The sequence below is a fragment of the Sulfolobus acidocaldarius DSM 639 genome, from assembly GCF_000012285.1.
GTDB classification, from domain to species: domain Archaea; phylum Thermoproteota; class Thermoprotei_A; order Sulfolobales; family Sulfolobaceae; genus Sulfolobus; species Sulfolobus acidocaldarius.
The window spans coordinates 154654-181091 of the sequence record NC_007181.1; the positions used below are offsets into that span (position 1 = coordinate 154654).

Annotated in this window: 29 protein-coding genes; 16 read left to right on the forward strand and 13 right to left on the reverse strand. The window is 37.5% G+C overall.

All coding sequences use genetic code 11. The features are described 5' to 3' along the window. Positions 1-97: 97 nt before the first annotated feature. From SACI_RS00920 to SACI_RS00975, 12 genes are all read left to right on the forward strand, one after another. Entirely contained in the window at positions 98-388 is a 291-nt protein-coding gene (locus SACI_RS00920; RefSeq protein WP_011277111.1) for a hypothetical protein, read from the forward strand. Beyond that, entirely contained in the window at positions 388-2043 is a 1656-nt protein-coding gene (locus tag SACI_RS00925; protein ID WP_011277112.1) for an ATP-dependent DNA helicase, read from the forward strand. The genes SACI_RS00920 and SACI_RS00925 overlap by 1 nt, the downstream gene beginning before the upstream one ends. Continuing rightward, complete coding sequence (locus SACI_RS00930; protein ID WP_011277113.1) at positions 2040-2843, forward strand: thioredoxin family protein; 804 nt, start codon at positions 2040-2042, stop codon at positions 2841-2843. Before SACI_RS00925 ends, SACI_RS00930 begins: the two co-directional genes overlap by 4 nt. Positions 2844-2858: 15 nt before the next feature. Continuing rightward, the gene (locus SACI_RS00935) at positions 2859-3086 is read left to right on the forward strand and encodes a sulfurtransferase TusA family protein (protein WP_011277114.1); all 228 of its coding nucleotides are present in this window, start codon (positions 2859-2861) and stop codon (positions 3084-3086) included. A 100-nt stretch (positions 3087-3186) separates the two neighbouring features. Beyond that, positions 3187-3822: a superoxide dismutase gene (locus SACI_RS00940; RefSeq protein ID WP_011277115.1), complete on the forward strand. Its 636-nt coding sequence runs from the start codon at positions 3187-3189 to the stop codon at positions 3820-3822. A 32-nt stretch (positions 3823-3854) separates the two neighbouring features. Next, complete coding sequence (locus tag SACI_RS00945) at positions 3855-4934, forward strand: nucleotidyltransferase family protein (RefSeq protein WP_011277116.1); 1080 nt, start codon at positions 3855-3857, stop codon at positions 4932-4934. Between the two features lie 37 nt (positions 4935-4971). Continuing rightward, positions 4972-5622: a hypothetical protein gene (locus SACI_RS00950; RefSeq protein WP_015385381.1), complete on the forward strand. Its 651-nt coding sequence runs from the start codon at positions 4972-4974 to the stop codon at positions 5620-5622. 38 nt (positions 5623-5660) lie between these two features. Continuing rightward, positions 5661-7559, forward strand: a complete 1899-nt coding sequence (locus tag SACI_RS00955; RefSeq protein ID WP_011277118.1) for a thioredoxin domain-containing protein — start codon at positions 5661-5663, stop codon at positions 7557-7559. Next, complete coding sequence (locus tag SACI_RS00960) at positions 7556-8260, forward strand: SDR family NAD(P)-dependent oxidoreductase (RefSeq protein WP_011277119.1); 705 nt, start codon at positions 7556-7558, stop codon at positions 8258-8260. The genes SACI_RS00955 and SACI_RS00960 overlap by 4 nt, the downstream gene beginning before the upstream one ends. Before the next feature lie 53 nt (positions 8261-8313). Further along, complete coding sequence (gene nucS / locus SACI_RS00965) at positions 8314-9066, forward strand: endonuclease NucS (RefSeq protein ID WP_011277120.1); 753 nt, start codon at positions 8314-8316, stop codon at positions 9064-9066. Next, positions 8987-10015, forward strand: a complete 1029-nt coding sequence (locus SACI_RS00970) for a glycosyltransferase (protein WP_011277121.1) — start codon at positions 8987-8989, stop codon at positions 10013-10015. Before nucS ends, SACI_RS00970 begins: the two co-directional genes overlap by 80 nt. After that, positions 10012-10380: a hypothetical protein gene (locus SACI_RS00975; protein ID WP_011277122.1), complete on the forward strand. Its 369-nt coding sequence runs from the start codon at positions 10012-10014 to the stop codon at positions 10378-10380. The genes SACI_RS00970 and SACI_RS00975 overlap by 4 nt, the downstream gene beginning before the upstream one ends. An 89-nt stretch (positions 10381-10469) precedes the next feature. On the opposite strand, the gene SACI_RS00980 is transcribed toward SACI_RS00975, so the two are convergent. The 4 genes from SACI_RS00980 to SACI_RS00995 form a co-directional block, all read right to left on the reverse strand. Further along, positions 10470-10925: a hypothetical protein gene (locus SACI_RS00980; protein WP_011277123.1), complete on the reverse strand. Its 456-nt coding sequence runs from the start codon at positions 10923-10925 to the stop codon at positions 10470-10472. Further along, complete coding sequence (locus SACI_RS00985; protein WP_011277124.1) at positions 10922-11584, reverse strand: ParA family protein; 663 nt, start codon at positions 11582-11584, stop codon at positions 10922-10924. The genes SACI_RS00980 and SACI_RS00985 overlap by 4 nt, the downstream gene beginning before the upstream one ends. 72 nt (positions 11585-11656) lie before the next feature. Further along, positions 11657-12619, reverse strand: coding sequence for a (Fe-S)-binding protein (locus SACI_RS00990; protein WP_015385382.1), 963 nt, complete (start codon positions 12617-12619; stop codon positions 11657-11659). Beyond that, entirely contained in the window at positions 12610-13986 is a 1377-nt protein-coding gene (locus SACI_RS00995) for an FAD-binding oxidoreductase (RefSeq protein ID WP_011277126.1), read from the reverse strand. Before SACI_RS00995 ends, SACI_RS00990 begins: the two co-directional genes overlap by 10 nt. Positions 13987-14138: 152 nt before the next feature. Here SACI_RS00995 and SACI_RS01000 point away from each other — a divergent pair, with 152 nt between their 5' ends. Continuing rightward, positions 14139-15101: an FAD-binding oxidoreductase gene (locus tag SACI_RS01000; protein ID WP_011277127.1), complete on the forward strand. Its 963-nt coding sequence runs from the start codon at positions 14139-14141 to the stop codon at positions 15099-15101. Here SACI_RS01000 and SACI_RS01005 read toward each other — a convergent pair. From SACI_RS01005 to SACI_RS01025, 5 genes are all read right to left on the reverse strand, one after another. Further along, positions 15098-16012, reverse strand: coding sequence for a 2-oxoacid:ferredoxin oxidoreductase subunit beta (locus tag SACI_RS01005; protein WP_011277128.1), 915 nt, complete (start codon positions 16010-16012; stop codon positions 15098-15100). The genes SACI_RS01000 and SACI_RS01005 overlap by 4 nt on opposite strands. Continuing rightward, positions 15999-17882 (reverse strand): 2-oxoacid:ferredoxin oxidoreductase subunit alpha, encoded by a 1884-nt coding sequence (locus SACI_RS01010; RefSeq protein ID WP_015385384.1) that lies wholly within the window; start codon positions 17880-17882, stop codon positions 15999-16001. Before SACI_RS01010 ends, SACI_RS01005 begins: the two co-directional genes overlap by 14 nt. Positions 17883-17998: 116 nt before the next feature. Then, the gene (locus SACI_RS01015) at positions 17999-18811 is read right to left on the reverse strand and encodes a hypothetical protein (RefSeq protein WP_011277130.1); all 813 of its coding nucleotides are present in this window, start codon (positions 18809-18811) and stop codon (positions 17999-18001) included. 31 nt (positions 18812-18842) lie between these two features. Next, positions 18843-19559: a carbon-nitrogen hydrolase family protein gene (locus SACI_RS01020; RefSeq protein ID WP_011277131.1), complete on the reverse strand. Its 717-nt coding sequence runs from the start codon at positions 19557-19559 to the stop codon at positions 18843-18845. Next, positions 19556-20689, reverse strand: a complete 1134-nt coding sequence (locus SACI_RS01025) for a CBS domain-containing protein (RefSeq protein ID WP_011277132.1) — start codon at positions 20687-20689, stop codon at positions 19556-19558. Before SACI_RS01025 ends, SACI_RS01020 begins: the two co-directional genes overlap by 4 nt. Before the next feature lie 50 nt (positions 20690-20739). Between SACI_RS01025 and SACI_RS01030 the strand changes: the two genes are divergently transcribed. After that, positions 20740-21780 carry an acetoin utilization protein AcuC gene (locus tag SACI_RS01030; protein ID WP_011277133.1) on the forward strand — a complete coding sequence of 347 codons (1041 nt, stop codon included), beginning with the start codon at positions 20740-20742 and terminating at the stop codon, positions 21778-21780. Here the strand turns inward: SACI_RS01030 and purT are convergent. Continuing rightward, entirely contained in the window at positions 21775-22971 is a 1197-nt protein-coding gene (purT, locus tag SACI_RS01035) for a formate-dependent phosphoribosylglycinamide formyltransferase (protein WP_011277134.1), read from the reverse strand. The genes SACI_RS01030 and purT overlap by 6 nt on opposite strands. A gap of 13 nt (positions 22972-22984) precedes the next feature. After that, entirely contained in the window at positions 22985-23599 is a 615-nt protein-coding gene (locus SACI_RS01040) for a hypothetical protein (protein WP_011277135.1), read from the reverse strand. 49 nt (positions 23600-23648) lie between these two features. Here SACI_RS01040 and SACI_RS01045 point away from each other — a divergent pair, with 49 nt between their 5' ends. Next, a complete protein-coding gene (locus SACI_RS01045; protein WP_011277136.1) occupies positions 23649-24299 on the forward strand; it encodes a phosphatidate cytidylyltransferase in 651 nt (216 codons plus the stop codon). Here SACI_RS01045 and SACI_RS01050 read toward each other — a convergent pair. After that, the gene (locus SACI_RS01050) at positions 24255-24881 is read right to left on the reverse strand and encodes a hypothetical protein (RefSeq protein ID WP_011277137.1); all 627 of its coding nucleotides are present in this window, start codon (positions 24879-24881) and stop codon (positions 24255-24257) included. The genes SACI_RS01045 and SACI_RS01050 overlap by 45 nt on opposite strands. Before the next feature lie 97 nt (positions 24882-24978). Between SACI_RS01050 and SACI_RS01055 the strand changes: the two genes are divergently transcribed. Further along, entirely contained in the window at positions 24979-25419 is a 441-nt protein-coding gene (locus SACI_RS01055) for a hypothetical protein (RefSeq protein ID WP_011277138.1), read from the forward strand. Here SACI_RS01055 and SACI_RS01060 read toward each other — a convergent pair. Beyond that, positions 25407-26405 (reverse strand): FAD-dependent oxidoreductase, encoded by a 999-nt coding sequence (locus SACI_RS01060; protein WP_011277139.1) that lies wholly within the window; start codon positions 26403-26405, stop codon positions 25407-25409. The genes SACI_RS01055 and SACI_RS01060 overlap by 13 nt on opposite strands. Positions 26406-26438 lie beyond the last annotated feature (33 nt).

A 26438-nucleotide genomic window follows, 5' to 3' on the forward strand; every position in this document is an offset into this window, starting at 1 on the left:
CTAGTATTGTTTTTTATATATTCCACCTAACTTTATATGCAATTAGTTTATAATGTTAAAAAGATATAATATATCTTAGGTAAAGGAGTGAAAAAATATGAGTAGTACTGAGGAAAAAGTGTTAGAGAAACTTGATTACAGAATCCTTGAGATTAATAATATTTCAAGATCAGCGGATGTCAGCTGTATAATAATAACCAACAGACCACCTGCAAGTGAAATTATTGAGGATATTAAAAAGACAGTGAATGTTTTATCAGTTTTTTCGTTTTTGTCTACTATAAAGGCGAAAGGTAAAGTCAAGGATTTCATTGAATTGGCTAATAAAGATTATGTTAAGTTCATTATGTTAGATGAAGTTTTAGTCAAGCTTGAAGAATTAATGTAATGTTGAAACTCAGGGATTGGCAAGAAAAATTAAAGGACAAAGTTATAGAAGGACTTAGAAATAATTTTTTGGTTGCCTTAAATGCTCCCACTGGTAGTGGGAAGACTCTATTTTCCCTTTTAGTTTCTTTAGAGGTTAAACCGAAAGTATTGTTCGTAGTCAGAACACATAATGAGTTTTACCCAATCTACAGAGACTTAACTAAAATTCGAGAGAAGAGAAATATCACTTTTTCTTTTCTTGTAGGTAAACCCTCATCATGTTTATACGCTGAGAAGGGAGCAGAGAGCGAAGATATTCCATGCAAATATTGTGAGCTTAAAGGCTCTATAGTCGAGGTAAAGACCGATGACTCTCCATTGTCCTTAGTGAAGAAGTTGAAGAAAGACGGACTTCAGGATAAATTCTGCCCCTACTACTCATTACTCAATTCATTATATAAGGCAGACGTTATAGCCCTAACTTATCCATATTTCTTTATAGATCGTTATAGGGAATTTATTGATATAGATTTAAGGGAATATATGATAGTCATAGACGAGGCTCATAACTTAGATAAGGTAAACGAGCTTGAAGAAAGGAGTCTAAGTGAGATTACGATTCAAATGGCGATAAAACAAAGTAAAAGTGAAGAGAGCAGAAGAATATTAAGTAAACTGTTAAATCAGCTTAGAGAAGTTGTCTTACCTGATGAGAAATACATCAAAGTGGAGAATGTTCCTAAGTTATCAAAGGAGGAACTGGAAATCTTAGCTGATGATTATGAAGATATTAGAAAAGACAGTTTAAAGCAAGGCAAGGTAAATAAAATCCATATAGGTTCTATTCTGAGGTTTTTCTCTCTACTGTCTATAGGCTCATTTATTCCCTTTTCATATTCTAAGAGACTAGTTATTAAAAACCCAGAAATATCTTATTATCTAAATCTACTTAATGATAACGAATTGTCAATAATTTTAATGTCTGGTACATTACCGCCTAGGGAATACATGGAGAAGGTTTGGGGTATAAAGAGAAATATGTTATACCTTGATGTAGAAAGGGAAATACAAAAGAGGGTTTCTGGTTCTTACGAGTGTTACATTGGTGTCGACGTTACCTCTAAGTATGATATGAGAAGTGACAATATGTGGAAGAGATATGCTGACTATCTTCTAAAAATATACTTTCAGGCTAAGGCAAATGTTTTGGTAGTATTTCCGTCATACGAGATAATGGATAGGGTTATGTCTAGGATTTCATTACCTAAGTATGTTGAAAGTGAAGACTCTTCAGTAGAGGATCTATACTCTGCAATATCTGCAAATAATAAAGTCCTGATAGGGAGTGTAGGAAAAGGAAAATTAGCCGAAGGCATAGAATTAAGGAACAATGATAGAAGTTTGATTTCTGATGTGGTAATTGTGGGTATACCTTACCCACCACCTGATGATTACTTGAAAATTTTAGCCCAAAGGGTTTCATTGAAGATGAATAGGGAAAATGAGGAGTTTTTGTTTAAGATTCCAGCTTTAGTTACAATAAAACAGGCTATAGGAAGGGCTATTCGTGATGTAAATGACAAGTGTAATGTATGGCTTTTGGACAAGCGTTTCGAGTCCCTTTATTGGAAGAAAAATCTAAAATGTTTGAATGCGAATAAAATGAAGCTATGAGTAAAGTAGAGATTTTTACGCATAAGACTTGTACTGAGTGCGGTATTTTAATGGAATTTCTAGAGAGAAATAAACTTCTAGGAAAAGTGACCATAATAGACACAGAACTATATCCATTTTTAGCATTCGAGAGAGGAGTGATCTCAACTCCCTCAATATTCGTTGACGGTAAACTAGTGTATGCTGGAGTAGTTGATTATGACGAGCTCCTGAAAATACTGCAAGATAAAAAGGTTATTGTGGAGGTAAATAAGGACGAATTGGTAAATAAACTGATGTTTGGCGTAGTTAATTCGTTTGCAGCTACAGCCTGGCTTTATGTAAATAGAGATTTTGATGCTTTGATGGCTCAAAAGGACTTTGTCTTGGCTGTTACAGGTTTATCACTCGTTGATGACAAAAGTGCTGATGAGTATTATACATATCTCAGAAATATAATTGTGAAGGAAGGGGAGAAATATGTTGACGAGTGGAAAGAGAAGATGTTAAGAGTTATTGCTACTAATTTCATCAGAGAACTTTACTTACTCTATAGGAAAAAGCTAAGTGATGAAGAGATTATGAGGAAATATCCGTTGGAAGTCTTTGCCCATTGGCTAATGATCAGAGGAGGGGCTGTGGGCAGGGTAGGTCTAAGAATTCATCCTCTCTCCGATAATCAAGTGTTAGAGAAGATCAGTGAGGTTTACGTTTATACATTGTCTAATGCAAAACAATTGTGGGATAAAGTGATAAAAGAACAGGAAGAGCTGGCGAAGAAAAGTGCTTTATATGAGCAGGCAAGATTCATAAGTATATAAAAGGTGATAATAATTATGAGTCAACAGTTAAGACTGGATTTAAGAGGAAAGAGTTGCGACGAATATATCTTGGAGATCTCAAAGGTACTGGTTAACATGAAACCTGGTGACATACTGAACATAATAGCTGATAAGGATAGGATAATGTGCACGCATCAGTTACTTAGAAATGCACCGAGATACTTATTTAAGGGAGACGTTGTAGATGACCACGCTGAGATATCCATAAGGAGGCTAAGATGATTAGGTCATAAATTTGTTGTTATTGTTAGATAGTAATAATTTTCATGTTAAAACCTATTTCTAATCAAAATATTTAATCCACCATTGGCTATTTGTTTGTATGACCCAAGTTATTCAGTTAAAAAGATATGAATTTCCACAACTTCCATACAAAGTAGATGCATTAGAACCCTATATCAGCAAAGATATAATAGATGTCCACTATAACGGACACCATAAGGGATATGTTAATGGTGCAAACTCCCTTCTAGATAGATTAGAGAAATTGATTAAGGGCGACCTACCTCAAGGACAATACGATCTACAGGGCATATTGAGGGGTTTAACATTCAATATTAACGGTCACAAATTACACGCAATATATTGGAATAACATGGCTCCTGCTGGTAAGGGAGGAGGAAAGCCTGGTGGTGCTTTAGCTGACCTGATCAATAAACAATATGGAAGCTTCGACAGGTTTAAACAGGTATTTAGTGAATCAGCCAATAGTTTACCTGGATCTGGCTGGACTGTACTATATTATGATAACGAGTCCGGTAACCTACAGATAATGACAGTGGAGAACCACTTCATGAATCATATTGCGGAGTTGCCAGTGATCTTGATAGTAGACGAGTTTGAACATGCATATTATCTTCAGTACAAGAACAAGAGAGGAGACTACCTGAACGCCTGGTGGAATGTAGTAAACTGGGACGATGCCGAAAAGAGATTACAGAAGTATCTAAATAAGTAAGTTTATTTTACTGTTTTTTCCTAAATTATATAATGGTATCTGCTATAGTTCTTGCAGGTGGATACGCAACTAGACTAAGACCATTAAGCTTAACAAAACCTAAAGCACTTCTTCCTGTACTAGGAAAACCATTAATGGACTATACACTCTACTCTCTAGCATCTTCAGACGTTGATACGATATATCTCTCCTTGAGGGTCATGGCTGATAAAGTTCTCGACCATGTTAAGCAGTTAAACTTACAGAAAAACATAGTTTCCGTTATAGAGGAGAGTAGGCTAGGAGATGCTGGTCCACTCAAATTCATAAATTCAAAGTATAACCTATCTGATGACGTGATAGTGGTTTATGGAGACATATATGCTGAGATAGATTTCAATAAATTATTAGAATATCATCAGAGTAAAGGCTGTAATGCAACACTTACAGCTACTCAAGTGGAGGATCCCTCTAGGTATGGCGTATTAATAACAGATGGTCATAGATTAATTCAGATTATAGAAAAACCCAAAACTCCATTAAGCAACTTAGTAAATGCTGGAATATATGTATTTAAAAAAGAGTTATTAAACAAGATAGACGGCTTGTCTATAAGCAGAGACTTTTTACCGAAATTGTTGGTTTCTGATACCTGTGTATCAGTATATCCATATAAGGGGTTGTGGATGGACATAGGAGTTCCCAGGGACTATATGAGAATAAACCTAGAACTGTTGACACTAAAATATCCAAAAGGGTTCATCTCACAAAGTGCTAAGGTAAGTGAGAAAGCAGAACTATTTCCCCCATTTTACATAGGCGATAATACGACCGTGGGTGAAGGCTCAAGTATTAGGAATTCGATAATCGGAGTAAATAACAGGATAGGGAATGGTAGCTGTGTCGAGGAGAGTATACTGATGAATGATGTGATGTTAGGTGATTTCTCTCTTATCAAGGAAAGTGTAATTGGTGATGAGGTAAGTCTAGGTAAATGGAATAGAGTAGATGGGGCAATAATCGGTGATGGCGTTTTAATACATGATCAGGTGTTCATAAACAGGGATACAATAATATTGCCCGATAAGGAAGTTGCTGAGTCGGTATACGATAAAGGGAAAATAATACTTTGAGCAAGGACTCCCCTTTTAATCTCAGTAGAATTTGTCAATGAAATTGCCAGCATTACTCCCTATTTCTCTTTTTATAACTATCCTAATCCCACTCTGCATTTTTTCGATTGTCACAGAGTCTTCAGTACATACTCTAGAGATCCTAATAAACGGTCCCTTACAGGTAACTATAACGCAGGGAAATAATTTCACTGTAATTAGCAAAACTACCTCATTGAGATTACAGGGTAATATAACTATTCAAGCATCAACCCTTCAACCTGGATACCAGATATTCATTAATGGCATCAAGGCAAATACGCTAACCCTCAATTCTTCATTGTATGATTTGATAAACGTGACCGCTGTCCCCACATATGTGGATCTTAAGGTAATTGTAAATAATGGTTCCAATGTACAAATAAGATTCGATAACGGATCCTACATTAGTATAAAATCAAGTTCGCAATTCCTTGTAAGAAATGACTCTTATGTCTACATTACTACCCCAATAGGATCAAACAGTATTATAAACAATGTCTCCACGAACTTTTACATACTATTTGTGACCAATGACTCAGTTGTAAATGTCACATTCGTGAAATCTCATGAATTAAACTCAAGCTCTTCTCCATCGGTGGATTTGTTAGGTGTAGGCTTAGGGGTTATGGCGTTAGCCATCTATTTGATTATAAAGAGAAGGCAATAATACATACTTTTTATTGTTAATATACATATATATCACGTATGAATAGATTAGGTAACGTAAGTAGTGCATTTCTTAAACTATCCTCAGAGAGTCCTATTGATTGGTTTCCGTGGAGTGATGAGGCTTTTGATAAGGCAAAAAAAGAGGATAAGCCAGTATTGGTAGACGTTGGCGCTTCATGGTGTCACTGGTGCCACGTAATGGATGAGACAACTTATGAGGACAAGGAGGTCATCGATTTAATTAACAAAAACTTTGTTGCAATTAAAGTAGATAGGGATGAGATGCCTGACTTGGATAGGAGACTTCAGCTTGCTGTAAGCTCGATTACTGGAGAATCTGGTTGGCCTTTAACGGTATTTATGACACCTGATGGTAAGGTGTTTTTCGGCGGAACATATTTTCCTCCAGAGGACTCCTACGGTAGGGTTGGTTTCAAGAGACTTCTTAATGAGATTATAAGATTATGGAAGAATGAGAGGGATAAAATATTTCAGACTGCTAATTCTCTTCACTCTTCACTTCAGAATCTAGGATATCAAAAAGTTGAAGCCCAATGGGATCAAGTGGAGAGCATAGTGAGTTATATTGCATCAAATTTTGACTTTCAAAACGGTGGACTCTTAGGTAGTATGAAATTTCCTCACCCAACTATAGATCAGCTCTTAATTGCTTACTCTTTCTACACAAAGAGTGATACTGAGGCTAAACTTTCTATGTTTACGTTAAAGAAGATGTATTATGGTGGGATCTTTGACCAGGTCGGTGGTGGGTTTCATAGATACACCGTAGACAATGAATGGTACGTTCCGCATTTTGAAAAACTCCTTATAGATAATGCTGAACTTCTAATTAGTTACACGCAGGCTTACATGCAAAGTGAGGATATTGAAATATTGGACGCGATGAATATGACTGTGAACTTCATTCTCAGGGAGTTAAGCACTGTGGATGGGTTTTCAAATAGTGTCGATGCGGACTCAGAAGGTGTAGAAGGGTTCTACTATACATGGACGTTAAAGGAGTTTCAGGAAGCTCTCGGTGGAGAAGATATTAACTTTTGGATCAGATTTTTCAATGTTGATACTGGAAAAGAAGTTGAAGGCAGAAAAGTGTTAAGAAGGAATTATGATTTAAGAGAATTAAGTAAAAGGTTCAAGGATCCAATAGGTAAACTGAATGATGTTAGGGAAAGATTAAGAGTCTATAGAGAAGAGAGAAGAAAGTATCCCTTTATCGACACAAATGTATATACTCACTCTAACTGTAGAACAGCTGAGGCTTTAACATTAGCTTATCCAATTACAGGTAAAGGTTTAAATGAAGCCCTTAAGGTAATAGATATGATAAACACTAAGATTACTAGAAGACTAACGGGGGGTAAAGATGGCTTACCCGAAGATTATGCATCTGCTTTACTAGCCTTATTATCAGCCTATGAGGTAACAGGTAAAATGAAGTATAGAGATCTAGCCCTTAGGATAGGAAGAGAATTAAAGGAGATGGACTATAATTACCCTATTGATTCTCCCAATGAGAGTAATGCGTCTTTAGCTAACAAAGGACTGCTGAAGTTATCGCTTTTAGATGAGTCATTTAAGTTTACTCCTAATTCTTATTCAATAGATTCCCCTTACATTGCAGGTGTAACATTTAACTCAATGGCTTTTGAGAAAGGTTTAGCTCATATTGTGGTAGTTGACGAAAAAGACGGTAAGGCTAAAGATCTTCACCTATCTGCACTGAAAATATATCATCCTTTCAAGGTCGTGGAGCTCGTGAGTGAAGACTCTATAGATATGCTTCCCTCTTTTATAAAATCCATGGTTAATTACAATAAAGGTTCCAGTAGAGTTTATGTGTGTATAGGTAATACTTGTAATTTACCGGTAGACTCTTCAGAGAAGATTAGATTATTATTAGGTGGTAAAACATGAGATTGAAGGGAAGAAGGGTTTTAATTGCAGGTACAAGTACAGGTTTAGGTTATGCTGTAGCCTATTTTAGTATAAACGAAGGTGCTGAGGTAGTTCTTAATGCCAGAAGTGAGAAAAAACTTGTGGAAATAGTAAAATCTTTGGGGGATAAAGCCAGCTATGTTGTAGGGGATGTCTCAACCCCCCAAGGGGCTAGGGATGTAGTTAGTAGGGCTGGAAACATAACTGATTTAGTGATCACAGTAGGTGGGTATTTAGAGGATACAGTGGAATCTCCAAGTGGATTAGACGAAATGTTGAAAAACCACATAAAAACACCACTATATTTGGTTAATGCCTCGTTGGAAAAGCTTCATGAAGGTTCCACAATAGTTATGGTATCATCAACTAGGGCATTATATACAGCATTGCCAAACCAACTGTCTTATGCAATTGCGAAATCGGGTTTAACCAAGGCAGTAGAGATCCTAGCATCTGAATTGCTGAATAAGGGAATAAGGGTTGTTGGTGTAGCGCCAAGCTTTATAATGGGTGATTTCGTACCAGGTAGGGATTGGAGAAAGATGAGAAAATTAGGTGATGCAGGTGCACCGCCTGAAGATTTTGCTCAAGTTATAACATGGTTATTGAGTAATGAGGCACAATGGGTTAATGGAGTAGTTATTCCAGTTGATGGCGGTGCTAGACTGAAGTGGGTGTAGAGTACATTCTTCTCTCTAGAGTGAATATATATTAGTTTTTTATAAGTAATACTATGTTCAAGGTATTACTCGAGCCTGATTTACAGGAGGCTTTAATTTTCCTCAATGAATCGGTGAATGCTCTACTTACAATTTATTCTGAATGCGAAATCTTATATTCAGGCAGGGCTAAATCACGAGCCTCTCTCTCACCGAGACTTACAATTATCAAACCAGATGGGAGTGTTATAATCCACGGACCTACTAAAAGAGAGCCTGTAAATTGGCAACCTCCAGGATCGAGAATAGAGTACAGTATAGAGAGTGGAGTATTGACAGTAAATGCTGAAAGGAAGAGACCAAAGGAAAGACTCTCCATTCTGCACCACAGAGTCTACTATATTACCTCTTCAGAGGTTAAGCCTGGAGAGTTCTTTCTAGTGGGAAGAGAGAAGGATGAAGTGGACTTCATTATAAATAACCCTGATGTAATAGAGGGTGGATTTAAGCCAATTCACCGAGAGTATCGCACTCCCTATGGTACCGTAGACCTAATAGGGAAGGATAAAGAGGGTAATTTAGTTGTTTTAGAGTTTAAAAGAGCTAAAGCTTCGCTTCAGGCTGTATCTCAACTATATAGGTATATAATGTATTTTAAGGAGATTGGAGAGAACGCCAGAGGAATCCTAGTTGCGCCCGGTATCTCTGAGAACGCTTTAAATTTACTTAAGCGGTTAGAATTAGAGTATGTTAATATTTCTGATAAGCTCGGCGATAGTACTATTAGCAGACCTATTAATTACGTACCAAATTTACAGAGAGATTAAGGTTCGAAGAGAGGTAAGTGGAAATCAAGGGGGCTTCGCTTCCGTAATTATTCCTGTTAGAGGTTTGGATGTAAACGCAGAGGAAAACCTCAAATCCCTTTTATCACAGGATTATTCAGCATATGAGGTAATCTATGTAGTCGATGACGAAAATGATCCCATAGTTCCTATCCTTAGGAAATACAACGTGAAAGTTGTTGTAAGTAATAAAAACTGTGACATATGTAGTGGGAAAATAAATGCCCAGTTAGAGGGACTAAAACACGCAAGAGGGGATATAATAGTATTTGCCGATTCAGATACATGGTTCCCTAAGTATTGGCTAAAAGAACTAGTATCCCCATTATCTAACTATGTTGCAACAACGGTGTTTTCATGGGCAAAGCCTGTTAGGCTTACAATCGGTAATATAATAAGGGCGGGATTTTGGACCTTAGGGTTCGAGAGCCAGGCTGTAGGGGGAACATTCCTTTGGGGAGGGTCTATGGCTTTCAAAAGGGAATTCTTCGACGAGAGGGTAATTCAGGAGTTAAAAACTCAGTGGTGCGATGATTGTACCTTAACAAGGATAGCCAAAGAAAGAGGAAAATTAGGTTTTGTATTCAACGCAATGCCGTTAAATTTCTACGACGAAACCCAATTGATAACATGGAGTAAAAGGCAACTAATAACAGTGTGGAGATACTCAAGGAGGGGAGTCAATGGATTTATAATTGTAGCAATCTTCATGCTAGCTTTTCTCTTCTTGATACCCTTCAACGTATTTGCAATAACTCCCTTCATCTTTTGGGTTTTTAAAAATATTTTGAGAAGTTATAAGATAGGTCTGTCCAATTCAATAATTCCTTCATTAGCCTCGATATTAGCAATATTTTACTCATTGTTCTTAATCGCCTTAACTTTAAGAGAAAAGAATATTATATGGAGAGGTAAAATTTATAAAGTGTGAATAAGTGGAGATTGCTACTGATAATTGGAGTTTCCTTATTATTAATTGGAGTGGCTCTAGGAGATTTCATACTTTCTCAATCACTAAAGGAAATTGGCATACCACCAACATCCTCATATACAGTGAATAAGGGTTTAGTTTTAGTAGAAAACCAACAACTCGCCGCTTCTCCTAATAATCAAGTTCCCATAACAATTACCAGCCTGACTACGGATTACACTATAGTAAATTCCATGACGTCTGTGAAATCAATTACTATAATACAGTATCCACCACTACTTAATATCATATTTGGGATAATTATTGTAAGTTTAATAATAGTTCTAGTAGCTGGTCTAGTGATTTTATATAATAAACTTAAATAAGTGGACTTAAGGTTCTTGGGATCAAATTATTTAATGGTGAAGTCTTTTTGAATGACCCTACTTTGGTAATATTCATTATAGTAATATCATTAACTCTTTTTACTCTCTAATGTGACCTCCTCTGCTATTCTAAAAAGATCCGGATATATCTCTCTCAGTCCACGCTCTAAGGCGTCCTTTGCAATCTTACTCATTTTAAATCCAGGAACTGTATGATACAAGTACTGTAGCACAAGAAAAGACGGATAACTCCATATCCCTATTTTAGGATCCCTATCTATGAACTTTTTCATTATTCCCTTTATGTTATCCACCTTGACCTCTGAATTTGAGTTTGGACTACTCTTCACTTCCTCTAAATCTTCCCTAGGGCTTTTTGAAGCGTCATTCTCATTAACCTTTTCCTGGGTTTCACTAGTTTTGGTCTCTGCTAATTTCTGGGTAGTAGACTTGGAAGTCTCCTGTCTGGACTCAACTTTCTGTTCACTAGCCTCTACTTTCTGTTCAGTCTTTTTTCTGTTTAAGATTAAGTCTAACTCACTCATCCTTCTATCACCACTTTAGCTAAGTCTTCATATAATTGTGAAAACTTAGGTCTCTTCACTCTAAATTCTTCATATCTAAGGGCTGGAACTCCGAGTCTAGTGGCTTCAGAGAAAAGTTTAGACTGTGGGATTGATAAGTCTATACTCTTGACTGAAGGTAGCTCAAGCTTTACAGATTTCTTACTCATGTTCGTAAATGCTATTGCAGGTTTCCTTAGACCCTGCAGTCTAGAATCCAGATTCTTGGCAGCCTCTAGCACAAGGGGTTGTGGGGTAATTGGTGTAACTATCTTATCCCCAGCAATCATGGCAGAGACTGCTAATGTGCCCAAGTTAGGGGGAGTATCTATGACTAGAAAGTCAAAGTTCTCGGCAAGTTTCTTAAGAGAGGAGACTATAGACTCTATATCACCATTGAGCTCTAGTTTGAGTAGACCAATATGTGCAAGAAATACTTCCACGTTAAATATATTCACACTTTTTCCTCCTAATGGATATTCCCTTTTTTCCCTCTTTATTCCAAATGATATTGTAGCTCCACCTTCGGGATCAAGGTCTAGTAATGCCGTATTTTTATTTTTGGATAAAGTGTAAGAGAGATTTACGGAGGTTGTAGTTTTCCCTACACCTCCTTTCTGATTGATGACAGTGATTATCATATATAGACTCTTAACTCTATACCCTTTATTTCAGATTCTTCTCATAATACACCGTAGTCTGGAGTGAAAAATCTAAAGTAAATCCACTAGGTGAATAGGTTTTAAACCCATTTTTATAAAGGCGAGTGTGCATGACGGATTTGTTGAAATCACAGTATTAACCCCACTCTTCATTACTTTCTCCTTCTTTCTACTCATTACATCAGAGGATATCTGTTTGTTAAAGAATATTTGTGAACCTCCAGCACCACATTCGAAGTAAGGATCGTCAGAATCCATTATTGTCAAACCTAGTTTCTCAGCCATCTTCCTTATATAACCTTCAATACCGACAACGTGGGCATGACAGGGATAATGTATGGTAACTTTTTCATTAACTTTAGGTAATGGCAAATTTTTAGATAGTACAAACTCAGGGAAGTCATACACATCTAACCCATTCTCTTTCATAAAAGCACTGCAATTGGAGGAAAGAGACACAACTGTCTTTCCCTTAAACTCCTCTCTTAGCTTTTGAACAATATCCATGGCTCTCTTGTTCTCACCTACATGTGAGTGAGCTAAACCACAGCAAGTATTAATGACTTTTACGTTGTACCCTAGACCTTTGAAGTATTTCACTGCTTTCTCTACACTACTTCTAGATATAACTGAGGTTAAACATCCTGGAAATATTATTAAATCTTCATTCTGGTCTCTGTACTCTAGAGGAAGGCTGGTCTCCACTCCCATTCCTATTTTCAGAGGTAAGGCTAATGATGAGGGTTTTTCAAGTAATCTTAACATAGATCTTTCCAATGGGTTAGACTTTCTTGAATTTACGAATATCTCTGAGTACTTCACCCCACTTGGACAGGCTATTTCACATTTTCTACAAAACATGCAGGTCTTAAGACCTTCACTGTCTATTCCTAATTTTACAGCAGTTATCCTACCTCTTGGTGAGTGTATTTCTGATCTAGTTACAACATAAGTTGGGCAAGACTCTAGACAAAATCCACAATGAACACATTTTAGAGCTTCCTCTAATCCCATTCCCACAACACCTTTAACTCTTTTGTGTAAGCTTTACAACCACCTAATGTCTTACAAGGATTAAACAGCCCATATGTGTCGAAGGTTGTCTTAATTTTTTTCATCACTTCTAATGATTTTTCATCATAATATAAGTCAAGATATTTAACTTTCTCAATTCCTATTCCGTGCTCTCCTGAGGGAACACCACCACTTTCAATAACTAATTTCTCTATTTCATCACTGGCTTTTACAGCCTTTACGAAGCTATCGAAGTCCTCAGGATTATAAGAGATAAGTGGATGAAGATTCCCATCTCCAGCATGAAATACATTTGCGATATACAGGTTCTGCTTTATAGATATTTCACGTATCTTCGCTAAAACTTCAGGTAAGTTACTTCTCAACACATTACAGTCTAAGGTGATATATGCCGGTGAGATAACTCCCATAGCCGGAAAAGCTCCCCTTCTTGCACTCCAGAACTTTTCTGGTTCCTTTGGATTAATTATCTCACCGTTATTTTCGCTTATTACATCCCTGACTCTACTCTCTTCACTCTTCACTTGAATCTCTGAACCATCTAGTTCTATAAGCAATATCGCCTCAACTTCAGGTAAGCCTGCCCTATATCTACTCTTTTCTATTGCAATTATGGAATATCTGTCCATCATCTCGAGTGCCGAGGGGATAACTCCCTTCTTAAAGATATCAATAATCGCCTTTCCTGCGTCTTTGACGTCATTAAAAGTTGCAAATACACTCTTCCTGGATTTGGGTTTGGGATATAACCTGAGCCTAGCCCTTAAGACAGCCCCTAAGCCACCCTCTCCTCCGATAAAAATGCTAGTTGGATTCAGAAACGGTGAGGGCTTGATCTCCTCCACATTCCCGTTTGCAAGAATAACCTTTACCGAAACCACGCTATTAAATGTAGGTCCATATTTCACCACATGGACTCCTCCTGAGTCGTGAGATATGTTACCTCCAATACTTGATACCTGGTAACTTGCGGGATCAGGAGCGTAAAACAGGTGTGGAGGACAACTCTTAGTTACAAGTGCATTAGCTATTCCAGGTCCTACCTCAATTTCCAGTCCTCTGATTCCATAAACCTTGTTTAACCTCGATAAGGAGACCACAACCTCATCACCTTCCACAGGAACCGTAGCTCCGCTGAGACTAGTTCCAGAACCTCTAATTATAATTTTTCTTCTATTCTGTATCAAGTATCTTATTACAGCAATTGCCTCCTCTTCATTACCGGGTAGTACAACTAATTCTGGTTCTCCCTTTACTGCTGTTAGACCATCAAAACCATAGAGTCTTCTCTCTTCATCCTTTATGACCCACTTGTCCCCAACTATTTGTTTTAGGTCTTGGATCAACACTACAGTTTCACTTTATGATTTAATGGAAATAAATTTTTGTTAACAATTAATTAGTAGGATTAAATTATAGAAAGAACTTTTCTAAAGTGAATCATGTTGTAGAGTTATTAAACAAAATTTATTTTAGTGATTAGGTTAATAAAGGAGCGATGTGCGATATTGAATATCCAGACAATTATGAAAAGTTGAGCGAAGTAATTGGAGAGGCTATTAAAAGGAAACTAAAGGTTCACATAATGGGTTATGGCAATCATCACATTGGTAAGTTGCCTAAGGCTGATATATGCATATCGACTAAGAAATTAGATAGAATATTGGAGATAAGAGAAGCCGACTTATACGCTATAGTGCAAAGTGGTGTGGATAGTTTAAAGTTACAAGAAGAGCTAGAGAAGAAAAACTTACTATTGCCCTTTGTATATGATGGGAGTGTTGGGGGTTTATTTGGGAGAAACTATCCATCGTTATACTCCATTTGGTTCCCATACCCTAAAGATTTTGTTTTAGGAGCTAAGATATTGACAGGAGAGGGTACAGTGGTGAAGAGTGGAGGAGTAACACCAAAATTCTCCAGTGGCTATAAGATTTGGAAATCACTGTCAGGATCACTAGGATTATTAGGAGCCTATTTAGAGATCATTGTAAGACTGATACCTAAACCAGAGAAGATAATGTATGCTGAAATAAACGACGTAGATAAGGTATTAAATGAGAGACCGTGGGGAATACTCTTCTCTGCAGACTCTGGAGAAATAAAGAAATACGCTATATTCGCTGGGTTTCAAGATTACTTGAGGAGTGTAGAGAAGGAGTACAATATTTCTCTTGTTGATGGCATTCCTAGCCATGATCTACAGTGCGAGAGAATTTTCGGGATAACAACATATAGGGGAGGCGAGTTAGATCTGATAAAATCCTTCAGCACTGGTATAGGATATTTCGGTTCTGGGTACGTTAAGGTATGTGATGAGAAAGCCCTAGAACTAAGGAGGAGTAATATCTCAGTGGTTGTGGAAAAAGGTTGTAAGGAGGATGAAGATTGCTTCGGTATTGAAAGTGAAGCATATAAAATTTTAAAAAATGCTTTAGATCCTTACGGAATTTTTGTCTAATTGTCCTCAGATACCTTTCTCTCTTCCAATAGTGGGTCTATGATTGTGGTCAATTTCTTTTCATATTCAATTTTCTGCTCAGCAGGGTAGTTGTCATAGTAAGATGGTGCACTTGTCTTTATTCTTTCCTCATAGGTTGGTACTAACTCATTCTTGTAGAATATTCCAATTGGAATTCTCTCTCCCCACTCATAGCTTTTATCTATAGCTTTCTTCAACTTCTCCTGCATCTCACTCTCTGATTTCACTACTGGGTCCATATCTTGCATCTTATACACTCTTTTATCATACCATTCCTTGGTGTTTATGTCATTATAAGTGGGACATGGTTGAAGTATATCTACGAAGGCTAATCCCTTGTGTTTTATAGCCTGTTTTATAATCTCCTTTAGGTGTGGCACATCGTAGGCATAGGCTCTTGCAACGAAAGTGTAACCAGAGGCTAAGGCTAATGTAACTGGGTTTATTGCGTCATTTATATTTGGTCTTGGTAATGATTTGGTCTTCATTCCCCTAAATAGTGTAGGAGCTGCTTGACCTTTTGTCAAACCATAAACTCCGTTATTGTGAAGGATTACCACAATGTCCACATTTCTCCTTCCAACTGATACGAAATGACCAGCACCAATTCCTAGTAGGTCACCGTCTCCTCCATTTACAATAACCTCAAGGGATGGATTAGCTAGCTTTATACCTACTGCAAACGGTATCGCTCTACCGTGTAATGTGTGAACTCCACTAACAGGTATCCTTGTATATTGTGAGAGTTTGCCTGAACAACCTATTCCTCCCACTATCACAGTGTTCTTTGTTATCCCAAGTTCTGTTATCGCTTGTTGCTCTGCACTTAGTATTCCGAAGTTTCCACAGCCTGGGCACCAATCATTCCAATGGAACTTATGACCCGCCACTTAACATCACCTTTTTCACATCTTTTTCGATTACATTCCTTAAAGCTTCTTCTACTTCATCTCTTAGGAATGGTCTTCCATTCCATTTAAGTATGTAGTTTGTTGCCTCTATACCTGTGTTCATCTTAACTATCTTTCCTGCCTGTGCTAAATAGTTACCTTCAGCTGCAATAATCTTCTTCCTTCCCTGTAAGAATTTACTGACAAACCTCGACGGGAAGGGTGAGAACATTCTAAGCTGAAGTAAGGCAAAATCTAATTTTGTCTCCTCTAAAATATCTATGAATACTCCTGTAGGCGCGCCCCAAGTTATTACCACATTCTCTGAGTTCACATTTCCGTACACCTTTACTCTTTCCTCCTCTGGTATTTCCTTATCAGCAAGCTCTAACTTTTTCATTCTCTTCTCGTAAATTATGTTTCTGTTAACTGGGTCTTCGCTAATAAAACCATATTCATTATGCTCGTCTCCTGTATAATACATTAAAGCCTTGCCTAGAGGTGCTCTTGGTGATACACCATCTTCAGTAAACTGGAATCTGGCGTAATCCTCTGGTGGGCTCAATATGAGTTTGCCTCTATCAGCGTAAAGCTGACCCACTCCTAAATCCTGCTTTGGTACAGTAGTGTAAGAGTTTGCAAGCGTCTTCTCTACCAGGTGAATAACCGGTGTCTGATATCTCTCTGCTAAGTTCAACGTAAGTACTGCATCTTTAAATGCTTCGTCATGTGTTCCTGAGGCGACAACTATCTTGGGGAATTCTCCGTGTCCAGCGAACATCGAGAAAAGTAAATCGGCTTGTGAAGTTCTTGTTGGTAATCCTGTAGAGGGACCACCTCTAATGTAATATGTTATAACTACAGGAACCTCGTTCATTCCAGCCCAGCCTATTCCTTCCACCATTAGCGAAAATCCTGGACCAGAAGTTGCAGTAGAGGATCTTATTCCTGTTAAAGCTGCACCCACAGCCATGTTAACAGCAGCTAATTCATCTTCAGCTTGAACTACTACAACTGCACCTTTCTTTTTATCCCCTGTCTTTGGATCTTCCATTAACACTTCCTGATGAGCTTCAATGTACATGCTTTCGTCTGATGCAGGGGTAATGGGGTAATATGATTGGAACCTAAGTCCACCATATAATTTTCCTATTGCTACTGCAGTGTTTCCATCTAATAGATACCTTTCCGGTGCACCTTCAAGTTTCGGTAGTGAGTAGACGCTTTCTGTAAGCTCATAAGCTTTCTTTATTGCCATAACGTTAAGCTTTCTGTACAATTCTTGCTTAAATGTAGACCCTGCAACCTTTGCTAAGTGTTCCTCATTTATTCCCAATAACTTTGTGGAAACTGCTATTCCAATTACGTTCTTTACCCTTTCCACAACTGAAAGTTGTACCTTAGCTTCTTCAGCTACTTTCTTTGCAATTTCGTCATAGTTTACAGGAATAAGCTTGACTCCTCTTCTTTTTGCTGACTCTAGAGCTCCTTCAACAGTCTTAGGTAAATTCTCACTTTCCAGTTGTTTTGATATCCTTTCCGCAGCTTCAGATTCCATTGATTGCACGGTTTCAACTTTTGTTCCTTTTACTCCCTCATTGTAAATTATGTAACCTTTAATCTCATTGAAATGTTGTAATACAGTCTCTGCATCAAATGAGACTAGTATATCCGCTTTCTCCGGTATGCTTCTTACCTTTTTGTCGCTTATTGTTAGGGTGAAGTAACTATGTCTTCCCTTTATGTTTGAGTGGTATTCTCTGTTACCATATATGTAGTACCCTAATGTGGAGACAACTTTTCCAAAAATATTGGCAGAAGTATCTATACCTGTTCCTTGAGCTCCTCCAATCATCCAACTAATTCTCATATCAATTGTATATACGTAGTTAGAGATATAAATAAGTTTATAAAATGGTATAAGCAGTCTTCCAAATGTTTAAGTAACCACTTTCATATTTATTTTATCATTATAATACCTACTGTTCAAAGTCCAGGCATCTTGGAGAGTAAACCATCTACTATAATTTTCTTGTTTTTATTATTTATAAATCCTGTTTTGTAATCATAGTATAACTCAGCTTTACTTGTAGAATCTACAACATCACCATTTAGTATATCATTCTTACTCGCCTTTCCCTCTAAAATCCTGTACGTTAATTCCTCCTTGTCTCTAGTTATTAGTACCCTATTTTTGAGGGGGTATACGTTATTGGCAATTATACCTGCAAGGATATATGAACTCGAAGTGGGAGACAAGTTTACTATGACAGGTTTTTTAGACTCTAAAGTCTCTGTTACATTCCTAAAATCAGTGTAAATATTTCTCTTCTTCTCGACGTTAACAGGTAATCCTTTGTTAAATTCAACTATAATATCCTCCTCATCCCTTCTAGCTATTGACGACTCTAGTTCAGAGTAACTTGAATAGGGCATAAAAGTGTATCTTACTTTACCCCTTAGTATCATGGCTTTAGGGGGTAACCAGTTATTTCTTACGAACGTGACCTCTACTTCCTCGCTAATGGGAACAGCATAGTAAATGTATTCTACGTATTCATTATTATTCCAACCTAATACATTCTTGGCGTTCTTCACAAACTCCACACGACTAGTTCTAAATTTTTCAAATATTGGTCCTAATTTCTGATCCAGAGACTTAACTAGCTTTTTCAATATTTCGTCCTCTAGATAGAGAGATATTAATGGTACTAAGTCTAATTCTTCTGCGATTTTTAATGTTCTTTCGAATAAGTTTTTTATCTCATTCTTCGCGCTAAACAACTTTACTGAGTTCATCCTTACTAAAATACGTTGGGTCTTTTATTAATCATTTTAGTTCGGTAATTTCGAAATTTCTATATTCCTTTAGTCTTTCTAATCTCATATTCACAAAGTCCAACGGATTCACATCAACAACCATGTAACTCTCGCTCGAGTCTAGTTCTCCGAGCACATAAGGATAAACAAACCTACCTTGAAACTTAGGCACATAAACTATACTTTTTCCTGGAAAATCTGGGGGAAAAATTGCGTTTGAGTTTATTATTGCAATTCTATTCTCTAGAACTCTAGTCCTTAAATACTCCCTCCACAAGTCTATTCCGTCTGTGGGAATTTTTGAGGGAACTAAAACTATCTCCACACCCTTTAAGAACATACTTCGTATTACCTCTGGGAAGTCAGCATCATAACAAATTACTACACCTATCTTGATCCCCCTAAAATTAAACATTGTGGTGAAAGTTCCTGGGAGGAGTCTTTTACTCTCCTCCAAAAACAAATGGATCTTCTTCGCTATTCCTTTTACTTCACCGTCATAACTTATAATAGGCGAGATTATTGACACACCGTCCTCTACAGCACCTGGAATTATGTATGCAGTATACCTCTTGGCTAAATTTCGTAAGTCTTCCAGTGGTAGCTCATCCAGTGTTTTTACCCATTTTTCAGGTAATAGCACTACTTCAGCTCCTTCTCTCAACGCGTTCTCTGTTAACTCTAATGCTAATCCTTTTTTATTTACCTGAACTATACCAAACTTCAAATCTCTTCTGCCTTGGGTTTTCTCCTTTTGCTCTCCATTTTTCTCGATGTCTTAATCACTCTGTCCTCTAACTTCTCCACTGCTTTCCTTAACGCAGTTATTGGATCCCAGTCTCTTTCCTTTGCAATGAATTCACCCATCTTGGTGGAAACCCTAGCGGTGACTTGGTAGACTTTCTTATTATTTTCGCTTTTTGCCTCCTCCTTAAAGGCGACCTTAAAATCAAGAATTTCAGTCAATCTTTCCAGTTTAGCTAAATACCTCTCTAAGATGGAGTCTATTATTGCCCTTGAATTGCCCTCCTTAAGTTCACCAGTTAACTTAGCCTCTATCGGCATAGAAAGTTCGAATTTCCTTGCAATAACTTTAAGCGCATCAATTCCGCTAAACATTCCCACAATCATGTTACCTTCTAGTACTGGCATACCTGATATCTTTCTGGTGAGTAGAGTATTCACTGCAGAGTGAAGATTCTCTGCTCCATTTACAGTTATTACGGGGTAGTTCATTATTTCCTTTATCGGCATTGCCATTAATCTCTCTTCCTCAGTAAGTATGGAGGACTTCTTCTTTCCGCTAATGCTGTATAATCTGTTCAGTATATCCCTGGCACTGATAATTCCTGCAACTTCTTTACCTTGTATAACAGGGAGTTTTGTTATGTTATTGTTACTCATTAACCACCTAGCTCTAGCCACTGAATCTTCCGCGTCTATAGTTATTGCAGGGGAGTTCATCACTTCCCTGACTTTCGCCTTTTTGAACTCCTCCTCATTTAAGAACTGTAACAGTACTCTCTCCCGTGTAACTATACCTGTAAACCTCTTCTTCTCGTCAATAACTGGAATCGCTCTACTTCGTGTGGTGTAAAATTTTGCTATGACTCTTCCAATATCATCATTTAGATTTACTGAAATTGGAGGGCTCATGAGATTTACGACTTTAGATTCAGGACTAATTCTCTTCTTTAACAAGTCATTGTAACTAATTATACCAACTAATAACTTCTCTTTCAGAACTGGTACAACCCATTGGTTTTGCTCCCTCATTTTACTAATAACTTCCCTTATCCTATCACCATAAGTTGCGATAACTTTCGGTTCCTCTAGTAGATTAGATAAGCTCATCATGGAAAAATCCTCGTGTACACTTATATAGTTTTTGATATATATTAAAATTCATGAATGTTGCATTTCTATGGGATTATGATTATTTAAAGTATTCATTTCCAGGAAATCATCCTTTTAAGGCTTTAAGGGAAACTATGGCAAAGAAGATCTTAGAGGAGAGAGGAGCATTCCATTACATGGATGTAATAAAACCTGATTTAATAAGTGAGGAGGACTTACTTAAGGTTCACTCAAGAGATTATATCCAGCTGGTGAAAAAGAAGAGTGAGGAGGGAACAGGATATTTAGACGATGGGGATACCCCTGCATTTAAAGGAATGTATGAGGGTGCACTATCTAGAACGAGCGGGACTGTAACTACTATAAAACTCTTGGACAAGTATGATGTTGTGTTCAATATAGGAGGAGGCTTTCATCACGCAAAGTACTCCTCTGCCTCAGGCTTTTGTGTATTCAATGATGTCGCATTAGCTATCAAGATAGCTCAGGAGAAATATAATAGAATTGCACTAATCGATATTGACGGTCATCACGGTGATGGAACCCAGTATATGCTATTTGATGACCCGAACTCACTTAAGATCTCTCTTCATATGTATCACAGGGGCTTCTTCCCAGGAACTGGTAACTATGACGAAATAGGAAGGGGAAGAGGTGAGGGTTTAGTATTGAATGTTCCTTTACCACCAGGTACTGGGGATAAGGAATACCTTAAGGCTTTCACAGAAACAGTTATACCTAAGGTGGAGTCGTATAAACCTGATTTAATCATAATATTAAATGGAGGCGATTCTCATTTCACTGACCCATTGGTGGAACTTAAGTTAACCAACAAAGGATATGTTGACGTAATTTCTTTATTAAAAGATCTCGCACAGAGATTTAAGAGCAAGATTGTGATGACAGGCGGTGGTGGGTACAGCTATGAAGCCACAGCTAAAATTTGGGTACTGTCAATAGCGACATTAGCAGAGTTAGGTTTAAGTGATTATGAGGACTTAGAAGACCCCTCATACACTGTATCGTCTGATTTTGTAGTAAAGAAAGTGAATGAGGTTGTGGAAAAAATAAAGGGTATACACGGTTTATGAAACTAGAATTAGAGCAGAGGCTTTTCTAACTTTCTCCTTTGCCTCCTCAACACTGTTTCCTGTAGCCAGTACTATACCCATTCTCCTTTCGTTGTAGGTGACAGGTTTTCCGAATAATCTTACCTGAACGCCAGGAATTTCCAAAGCCTTATCGACGTTAATGTATTTTGGTGCCCATTTCTCTCCTGAAGCTAATATGACGTGGGCAGCAGCTGGTGTTACAACCTTAACATCTGGCGTAGGTAAGCCTAATGCACTTCTTACATGTACCTGAAATTCGCTAATGTCACTACTCACTAATGTTACTAATCCTGTATCATGTGGTCTTGGTGCAACCTCGTTAAACAGAACCCTATTACCTGCTATCATTATTTCAACACCAAAGATTCCAAAACCTCCTAATTCATTAACCACCTTAGTTGCATACTCTGAAGCCTTTGATATAACGTCTTGGCTTACAGTCGCAGGATGCCAGGACTCTATATAATGGTATACACCCTGAGGTCTCTGGTGCTCTACTGGGTAGATGGTCTTTGTGGCTACTCCCCCTGAACTGAGAGGATACCTGTAAGTTAAAACTGTAAGCTCTCTATCTATTTTCACATATTCCTCTACAATAACTGTCTTACTTTTTCCCCTTGCATGTGTTAGAGCCTCCTTAAACTTCTCCTCCACTTGACTTTCGTCATATATAACCTCGTGACCGTGACCACTCGAACTCATCTGTGGTTTAATGATACATGGGTAACCTACGTCTTTGCACATTTTCTTAACTTCTTCCGGTGAAGTTGCAAAACCATAGGCTGTTGTAGGAACTTTGACCTTCTCTGCTGCAAATCTCCTTAGTTCAATTCTATCCATACAGATTTTCACTGCCCTCGCGTTAGGCATAACCTTTATTCCGTCCATCTCTATCTTACTCAGTGTCTCTGTGTTAATAGCCTCAATTTCAGCTATTACTGCATCAGGTCTCTCCTTTCTTATTATGCTCTCAATTGCACCCCCATCATGCATGTTCACAACATACTTTCTATGTGCAACATGCATGGCTGGAGCTAAATCATATCTATCTATGACGACAGTTTCTACTCCCATTCTTTGAGCTTCTATTACCATTTCCTTACCTAGTTCTCCTCCACCTAACCATAACAATTTCTTAGCTCCTTCAAAAAGAGGTGTTCCTATCTCCATGTTATATTTTTACTTAAGCCCGGTTAAAAACTTTAACCCAGTCTACAAATCTTTTTACATCACTAAGTAAATAATAAAAACACCTCCATCTCCTAACTTTGCATTCACCACTCCAAGGAAAGACCACCGCACCGATGTCGTATATCTTCTCATAATCTTCTATTTGTTCGTAACTGTAATAACCTGTCTTAGCCTCAATTGCTATTTTGTTTTCCACCAAGAAATCAGGCTTGTTGTGTGTCTTTGCACCAAGCTTAGGCAAGGATAGAACCCTTTTATCGTTATTTCTCTCTACTCTGAGACCTGTATTTAATAACTGGTTATACACATAATCTTCAAACACTAGTCCTATTAGTTGATTTAATTTCAGTATTCTGGTCTTTATGTCAGGGTAAGCTAACGCATAATTTTCATCAACATTTATTCCTATTTTAGTCGTAATTTCCCTAAGCCTGTTTAAAAGGACTCTCTCTTGACCAAGTGGTTTGAACTGAAATTTTTTCAATTCAACACCATTCTCAAAAACCTTAACCATTAGATTTTCAACTGTTACGATCACGTTACCATCGTTCTCCGCAGGTACTAATGTACCATCTGGCAATTTTTTGTATAAAAATACGCTTACCACATCTAATTGTCAAAAAAGTTTTTAATAACTCTTCATCGATGAAGTGATAATGATTATTACTTATAGTGACGTAGTATGGGGCTTAATTTTAGTGGCATGGGTAGCCTTTGTCACCTTATACTTGTCTAAGCTAATTAATAAGTACACGAACACTTACGTAACAAGGAAAGCTATACATATTTTAGGAGGCGGAGTTGTGGCAGTGGTTTCACAATTCTTGTTCTCTTCACCATTGGTTCCCATAATAGCCTCCTATGCAATCATGATCTACCTTATAGTCCATAGGACTAGGCAGAAGATGTTAAACTGGTTCCAGGATGAGGGAGATAGGGGTGAAGTATACTTCTCCTTTTCATTTGGTACAGTTCTTCTCATAATGTGGTTGATTGAGCCTACGTTCTGGAGTAGTCCACTTAAATTCGTTCCCTTCCTCCCACTTTACTACATGAGTTTTGGTGATGGTATAACTGGGATAATCAGGAACTACGTGTATAGGAGAAGATTTAAGGGGTTTTGGGGTAGCGTAGGTATGTTTTTATTCTGTGTTCCTCTAGGTTACTTGATCTACGGAATACCTGGTATGATCTCAGGAGTTATAGCTACTATAGTTGAGACTTTGCCCTACATAGACGACAATATATCTGTTCCATTCATATCATTCATTTTCCTTTACATTGCTGTAAAATTCCTCTATATTTAAATAGCTCTTAGGGTCTATTATCTTTATATCTAAGTTCTTTGTATTAATCGTGATAATTCCATTTAATCTACACACCTTGACGTCATTTAGGGTGATGTCTGGTGACTTTGTGTATTTTCTAATAAGCATCATAATTTTTCTAACGTCGCTTTCGCTTCTCTGCTCTGGGTTAATAAGAAGTTCCCTGGGTACTGGAGGTATGTAAAATGATGGCACTGCTATGTAAAATTGTTGAGCAATGTTACTGTATCTCACAGTCTTTGAGGCTATCCTACTCATTAGATATTCTTCAGCTAGGAATATATTTGTGGGAGGCACATAACCAGTTTCGACCTCTATGGACATATCTACCCCCTTTATGGCATATATGTCCGTAATTCCCCCGGGTACTTCCACCTCAGTGTAAACTTTGAAACCCTTATTAACAAGGTAGGCGGAGAGGATTAGTTCAAGGACTAGATGGCTAGAGTTTACTATACTAGCCTTGTTAAGAGATAATAGTTTCTTGAATATGTTTTCTAAGTCTTCACTCCCTCCAAACTTCTCGTTTACTCTTTTGTAAATCTCATAAAATTGTTTCATTTTTATCACTCAGGATGGGAAGCGATCTTCATCAGTCTGTAAACCGTCACATCATCATTATAAGTAAAGTCTTATACCACATATTTAAGGATTTAATATGCTAAGTTGGATAATTGGCTCTCCAGCACCGCCTTGGCATTACCTAAGAGATATGTTTGAGGACTATAATAACGTTGGAGTCTATGTTGACAGTAAGGGAAATATTCAGTTAATTAAAGTGAGTGAATTCGATGAATTTCATATAACAACTTCTGTTCTAATAAGTGGGTATCACTTACTAACCTTAAAGCCCTATTACATTAAACTAAGGAAATATGTTGCGTTTACCACAACAAGGCTAAATGTCGTTAAAGAATTGATTAAGAACAGAAACTGGAGGAGTATGGAGTATTATTACGGAGATGAATTCGTTTACGCGTGGGTCATATACAGTTGTGAGATGTGCGAGGAAAAGCAGAGATTACACCTTGAGGTTAATGAGGAGAAATTGAATGATGATGAACTCTTGAGTAAGCACCTTGAAATCTATAATTCATGAGGCTCCTTACCTATTTTGAAATCAGTTACTCCATTAAATCTTCTCCAATAGTAATCACTGTCTTTCTCTCCTTCTAGAATGTATTTGACCAGCAGGTTTGCTATACCAGGACCTATTTCAGCCCCATAGCCATCTAAACCACCCGCAAAGTATAACCTCTCAGTTATCTCACCATATATAGGTCTCATGTCAGGTGTACCTTCGCAGTAACCCTCTCCCCTATATATCGGAAACAACTTACCTACTCTACTCTCCGCTTTTTCCACTGCTTTCTTATCGCCAATTTTCTTGTCAAACGGGGAGCACTCTATCACGTCACCATCTCCCACTATACTTAATGGAAGCCCTATTCCCATGAAAGGTCTTGAGTAATATCCTAGCTCGTAATCATAAATGAAAACTTTGTCCAATAGTGAATTTCTGTTTAGGGTCAACCACGACCAACAATAGTAACTCTTAAGGGGAAGCCTCAAACCATTTATTGAAAGAGTATTCCAAGCACCAGCTGTCAGTATGAAAATATCATATCTTGATGTGACGTCATTATTGTCCAGTGTAACTCTCAACTTATTATCATTTACCTCAACTGATACATTTCCGCTGATCTTAGGAACACTGTCTATCAGCTTTCTAATTTGAACCAAAGAGTCTGTTCCATAGCCTATTATGGCTTTATCCCTCAACCACTCAACGTACTTCTCTTCAACATTTAAGCCTAAACTTAACCATTTATTGACGACCTCGTTACTCACTTTTCCGAGTGTATAGGATGTAAAGGACTTGAGCGGAATATTGTGTTTTACGTAAAACTCCTTGGATAGTATAGAGAGTTCAACATCCTTTCCAACCAACAACAAAGAGTGAATAAGCGTTGGCGGAAATTTCCTAAATCCGCTCTCTACTACAGATACCTCATGACCTCTCTCCTTAAGTAGGTGATATATAGAACTTCCTAGTATACCTTTGCCAATTACTAAGACTTTCACTTAATCCTTAAAGCCTAATACACTAAAAAAATT

Coding starts and splice junctions, on each gene's coding strand:
- SACI_RS00960 (WP_011277119.1), top strand. CDS start 7,556: ATGAGATTGAAGGGAAGAAGGGTTTTAATTGCAGGTACAAGTACAGGT.
- SACI_RS00930 (WP_011277113.1), top strand. CDS start 2,040: ATGAGTAAAGTAGAGATTTTTACGCATAAGACTTGTACTGAGTGCGGT.
- SACI_RS00985 (WP_011277124.1), bottom strand. CDS start 11,584: ATGATAATCACTGTCATCAATCAGAAAGGAGGTGTAGGGAAAACTACA.
- SACI_RS01045 (WP_011277136.1), top strand. CDS start 23,649: ATGATTATTACTTATAGTGACGTAGTATGGGGCTTAATTTTAGTGGCA.
- SACI_RS00945 (WP_011277116.1), top strand. CDS start 3,855: ATGGTATCTGCTATAGTTCTTGCAGGTGGATACGCAACTAGACTAAGA.
- SACI_RS00990 (WP_015385382.1), bottom strand. CDS start 12,619: ATGGGATTAGAGGAAGCTCTAAAATGTGTTCATTGTGGATTTTGTCTA.
- purT (WP_011277134.1), bottom strand. CDS start 22,971: ATGGAGATAGGAACACCTCTTTTTGAAGGAGCTAAGAAATTGTTATGG.
- SACI_RS01055 (WP_011277138.1), top strand. CDS start 24,979: ATGCTAAGTTGGATAATTGGCTCTCCAGCACCGCCTTGGCATTACCTA.
- SACI_RS00920 (WP_011277111.1), top strand. CDS start 98: ATGAGTAGTACTGAGGAAAAAGTGTTAGAGAAACTTGATTACAGAATC.
- SACI_RS00935 (WP_011277114.1), top strand. CDS start 2,859: ATGAGTCAACAGTTAAGACTGGATTTAAGAGGAAAGAGTTGCGACGAA.
- SACI_RS00950 (WP_015385381.1), top strand. CDS start 4,972: ATGAAATTGCCAGCATTACTCCCTATTTCTCTTTTTATAACTATCCTA.
- SACI_RS00970 (WP_011277121.1), top strand. CDS start 8,987: ATGTTAATATTTCTGATAAGCTCGGCGATAGTACTATTAGCAGACCTA.
- SACI_RS00955 (WP_011277118.1), top strand. CDS start 5,661: ATGAATAGATTAGGTAACGTAAGTAGTGCATTTCTTAAACTATCCTCA.
- SACI_RS00925 (WP_011277112.1), top strand. CDS start 388: ATGTTGAAACTCAGGGATTGGCAAGAAAAATTAAAGGACAAAGTTATA.
- SACI_RS01025 (WP_011277132.1), bottom strand. CDS start 20,689: ATGATGAGCTTATCTAATCTACTAGAGGAACCGAAAGTTATCGCAACT.
- SACI_RS00940 (WP_011277115.1), top strand. CDS start 3,187: ATGACCCAAGTTATTCAGTTAAAAAGATATGAATTTCCACAACTTCCA.
- SACI_RS01030 (WP_011277133.1), top strand. CDS start 20,740: ATGAATGTTGCATTTCTATGGGATTATGATTATTTAAAGTATTCATTT.
- SACI_RS00980 (WP_011277123.1), bottom strand. CDS start 10,925: ATGAGTGAGTTAGACTTAATCTTAAACAGAAAAAAGACTGAACAGAAA.
- SACI_RS01000 (WP_011277127.1), top strand. CDS start 14,139: ATGTGCGATATTGAATATCCAGACAATTATGAAAAGTTGAGCGAAGTA.
- nucS (WP_011277120.1), top strand. CDS start 8,314: ATGTTCAAGGTATTACTCGAGCCTGATTTACAGGAGGCTTTAATTTTC.
- SACI_RS01050 (WP_011277137.1), bottom strand. CDS start 24,881: ATGAAACAATTTTATGAGATTTACAAAAGAGTAAACGAGAAGTTTGGA.
- SACI_RS01015 (WP_011277130.1), bottom strand. CDS start 18,811: ATGAACTCAGTAAAGTTGTTTAGCGCGAAGAATGAGATAAAAAACTTA.
- SACI_RS01010 (WP_015385384.1), bottom strand. CDS start 17,882: ATGAGAATTAGTTGGATGATTGGAGGAGCTCAAGGAACAGGTATAGAT.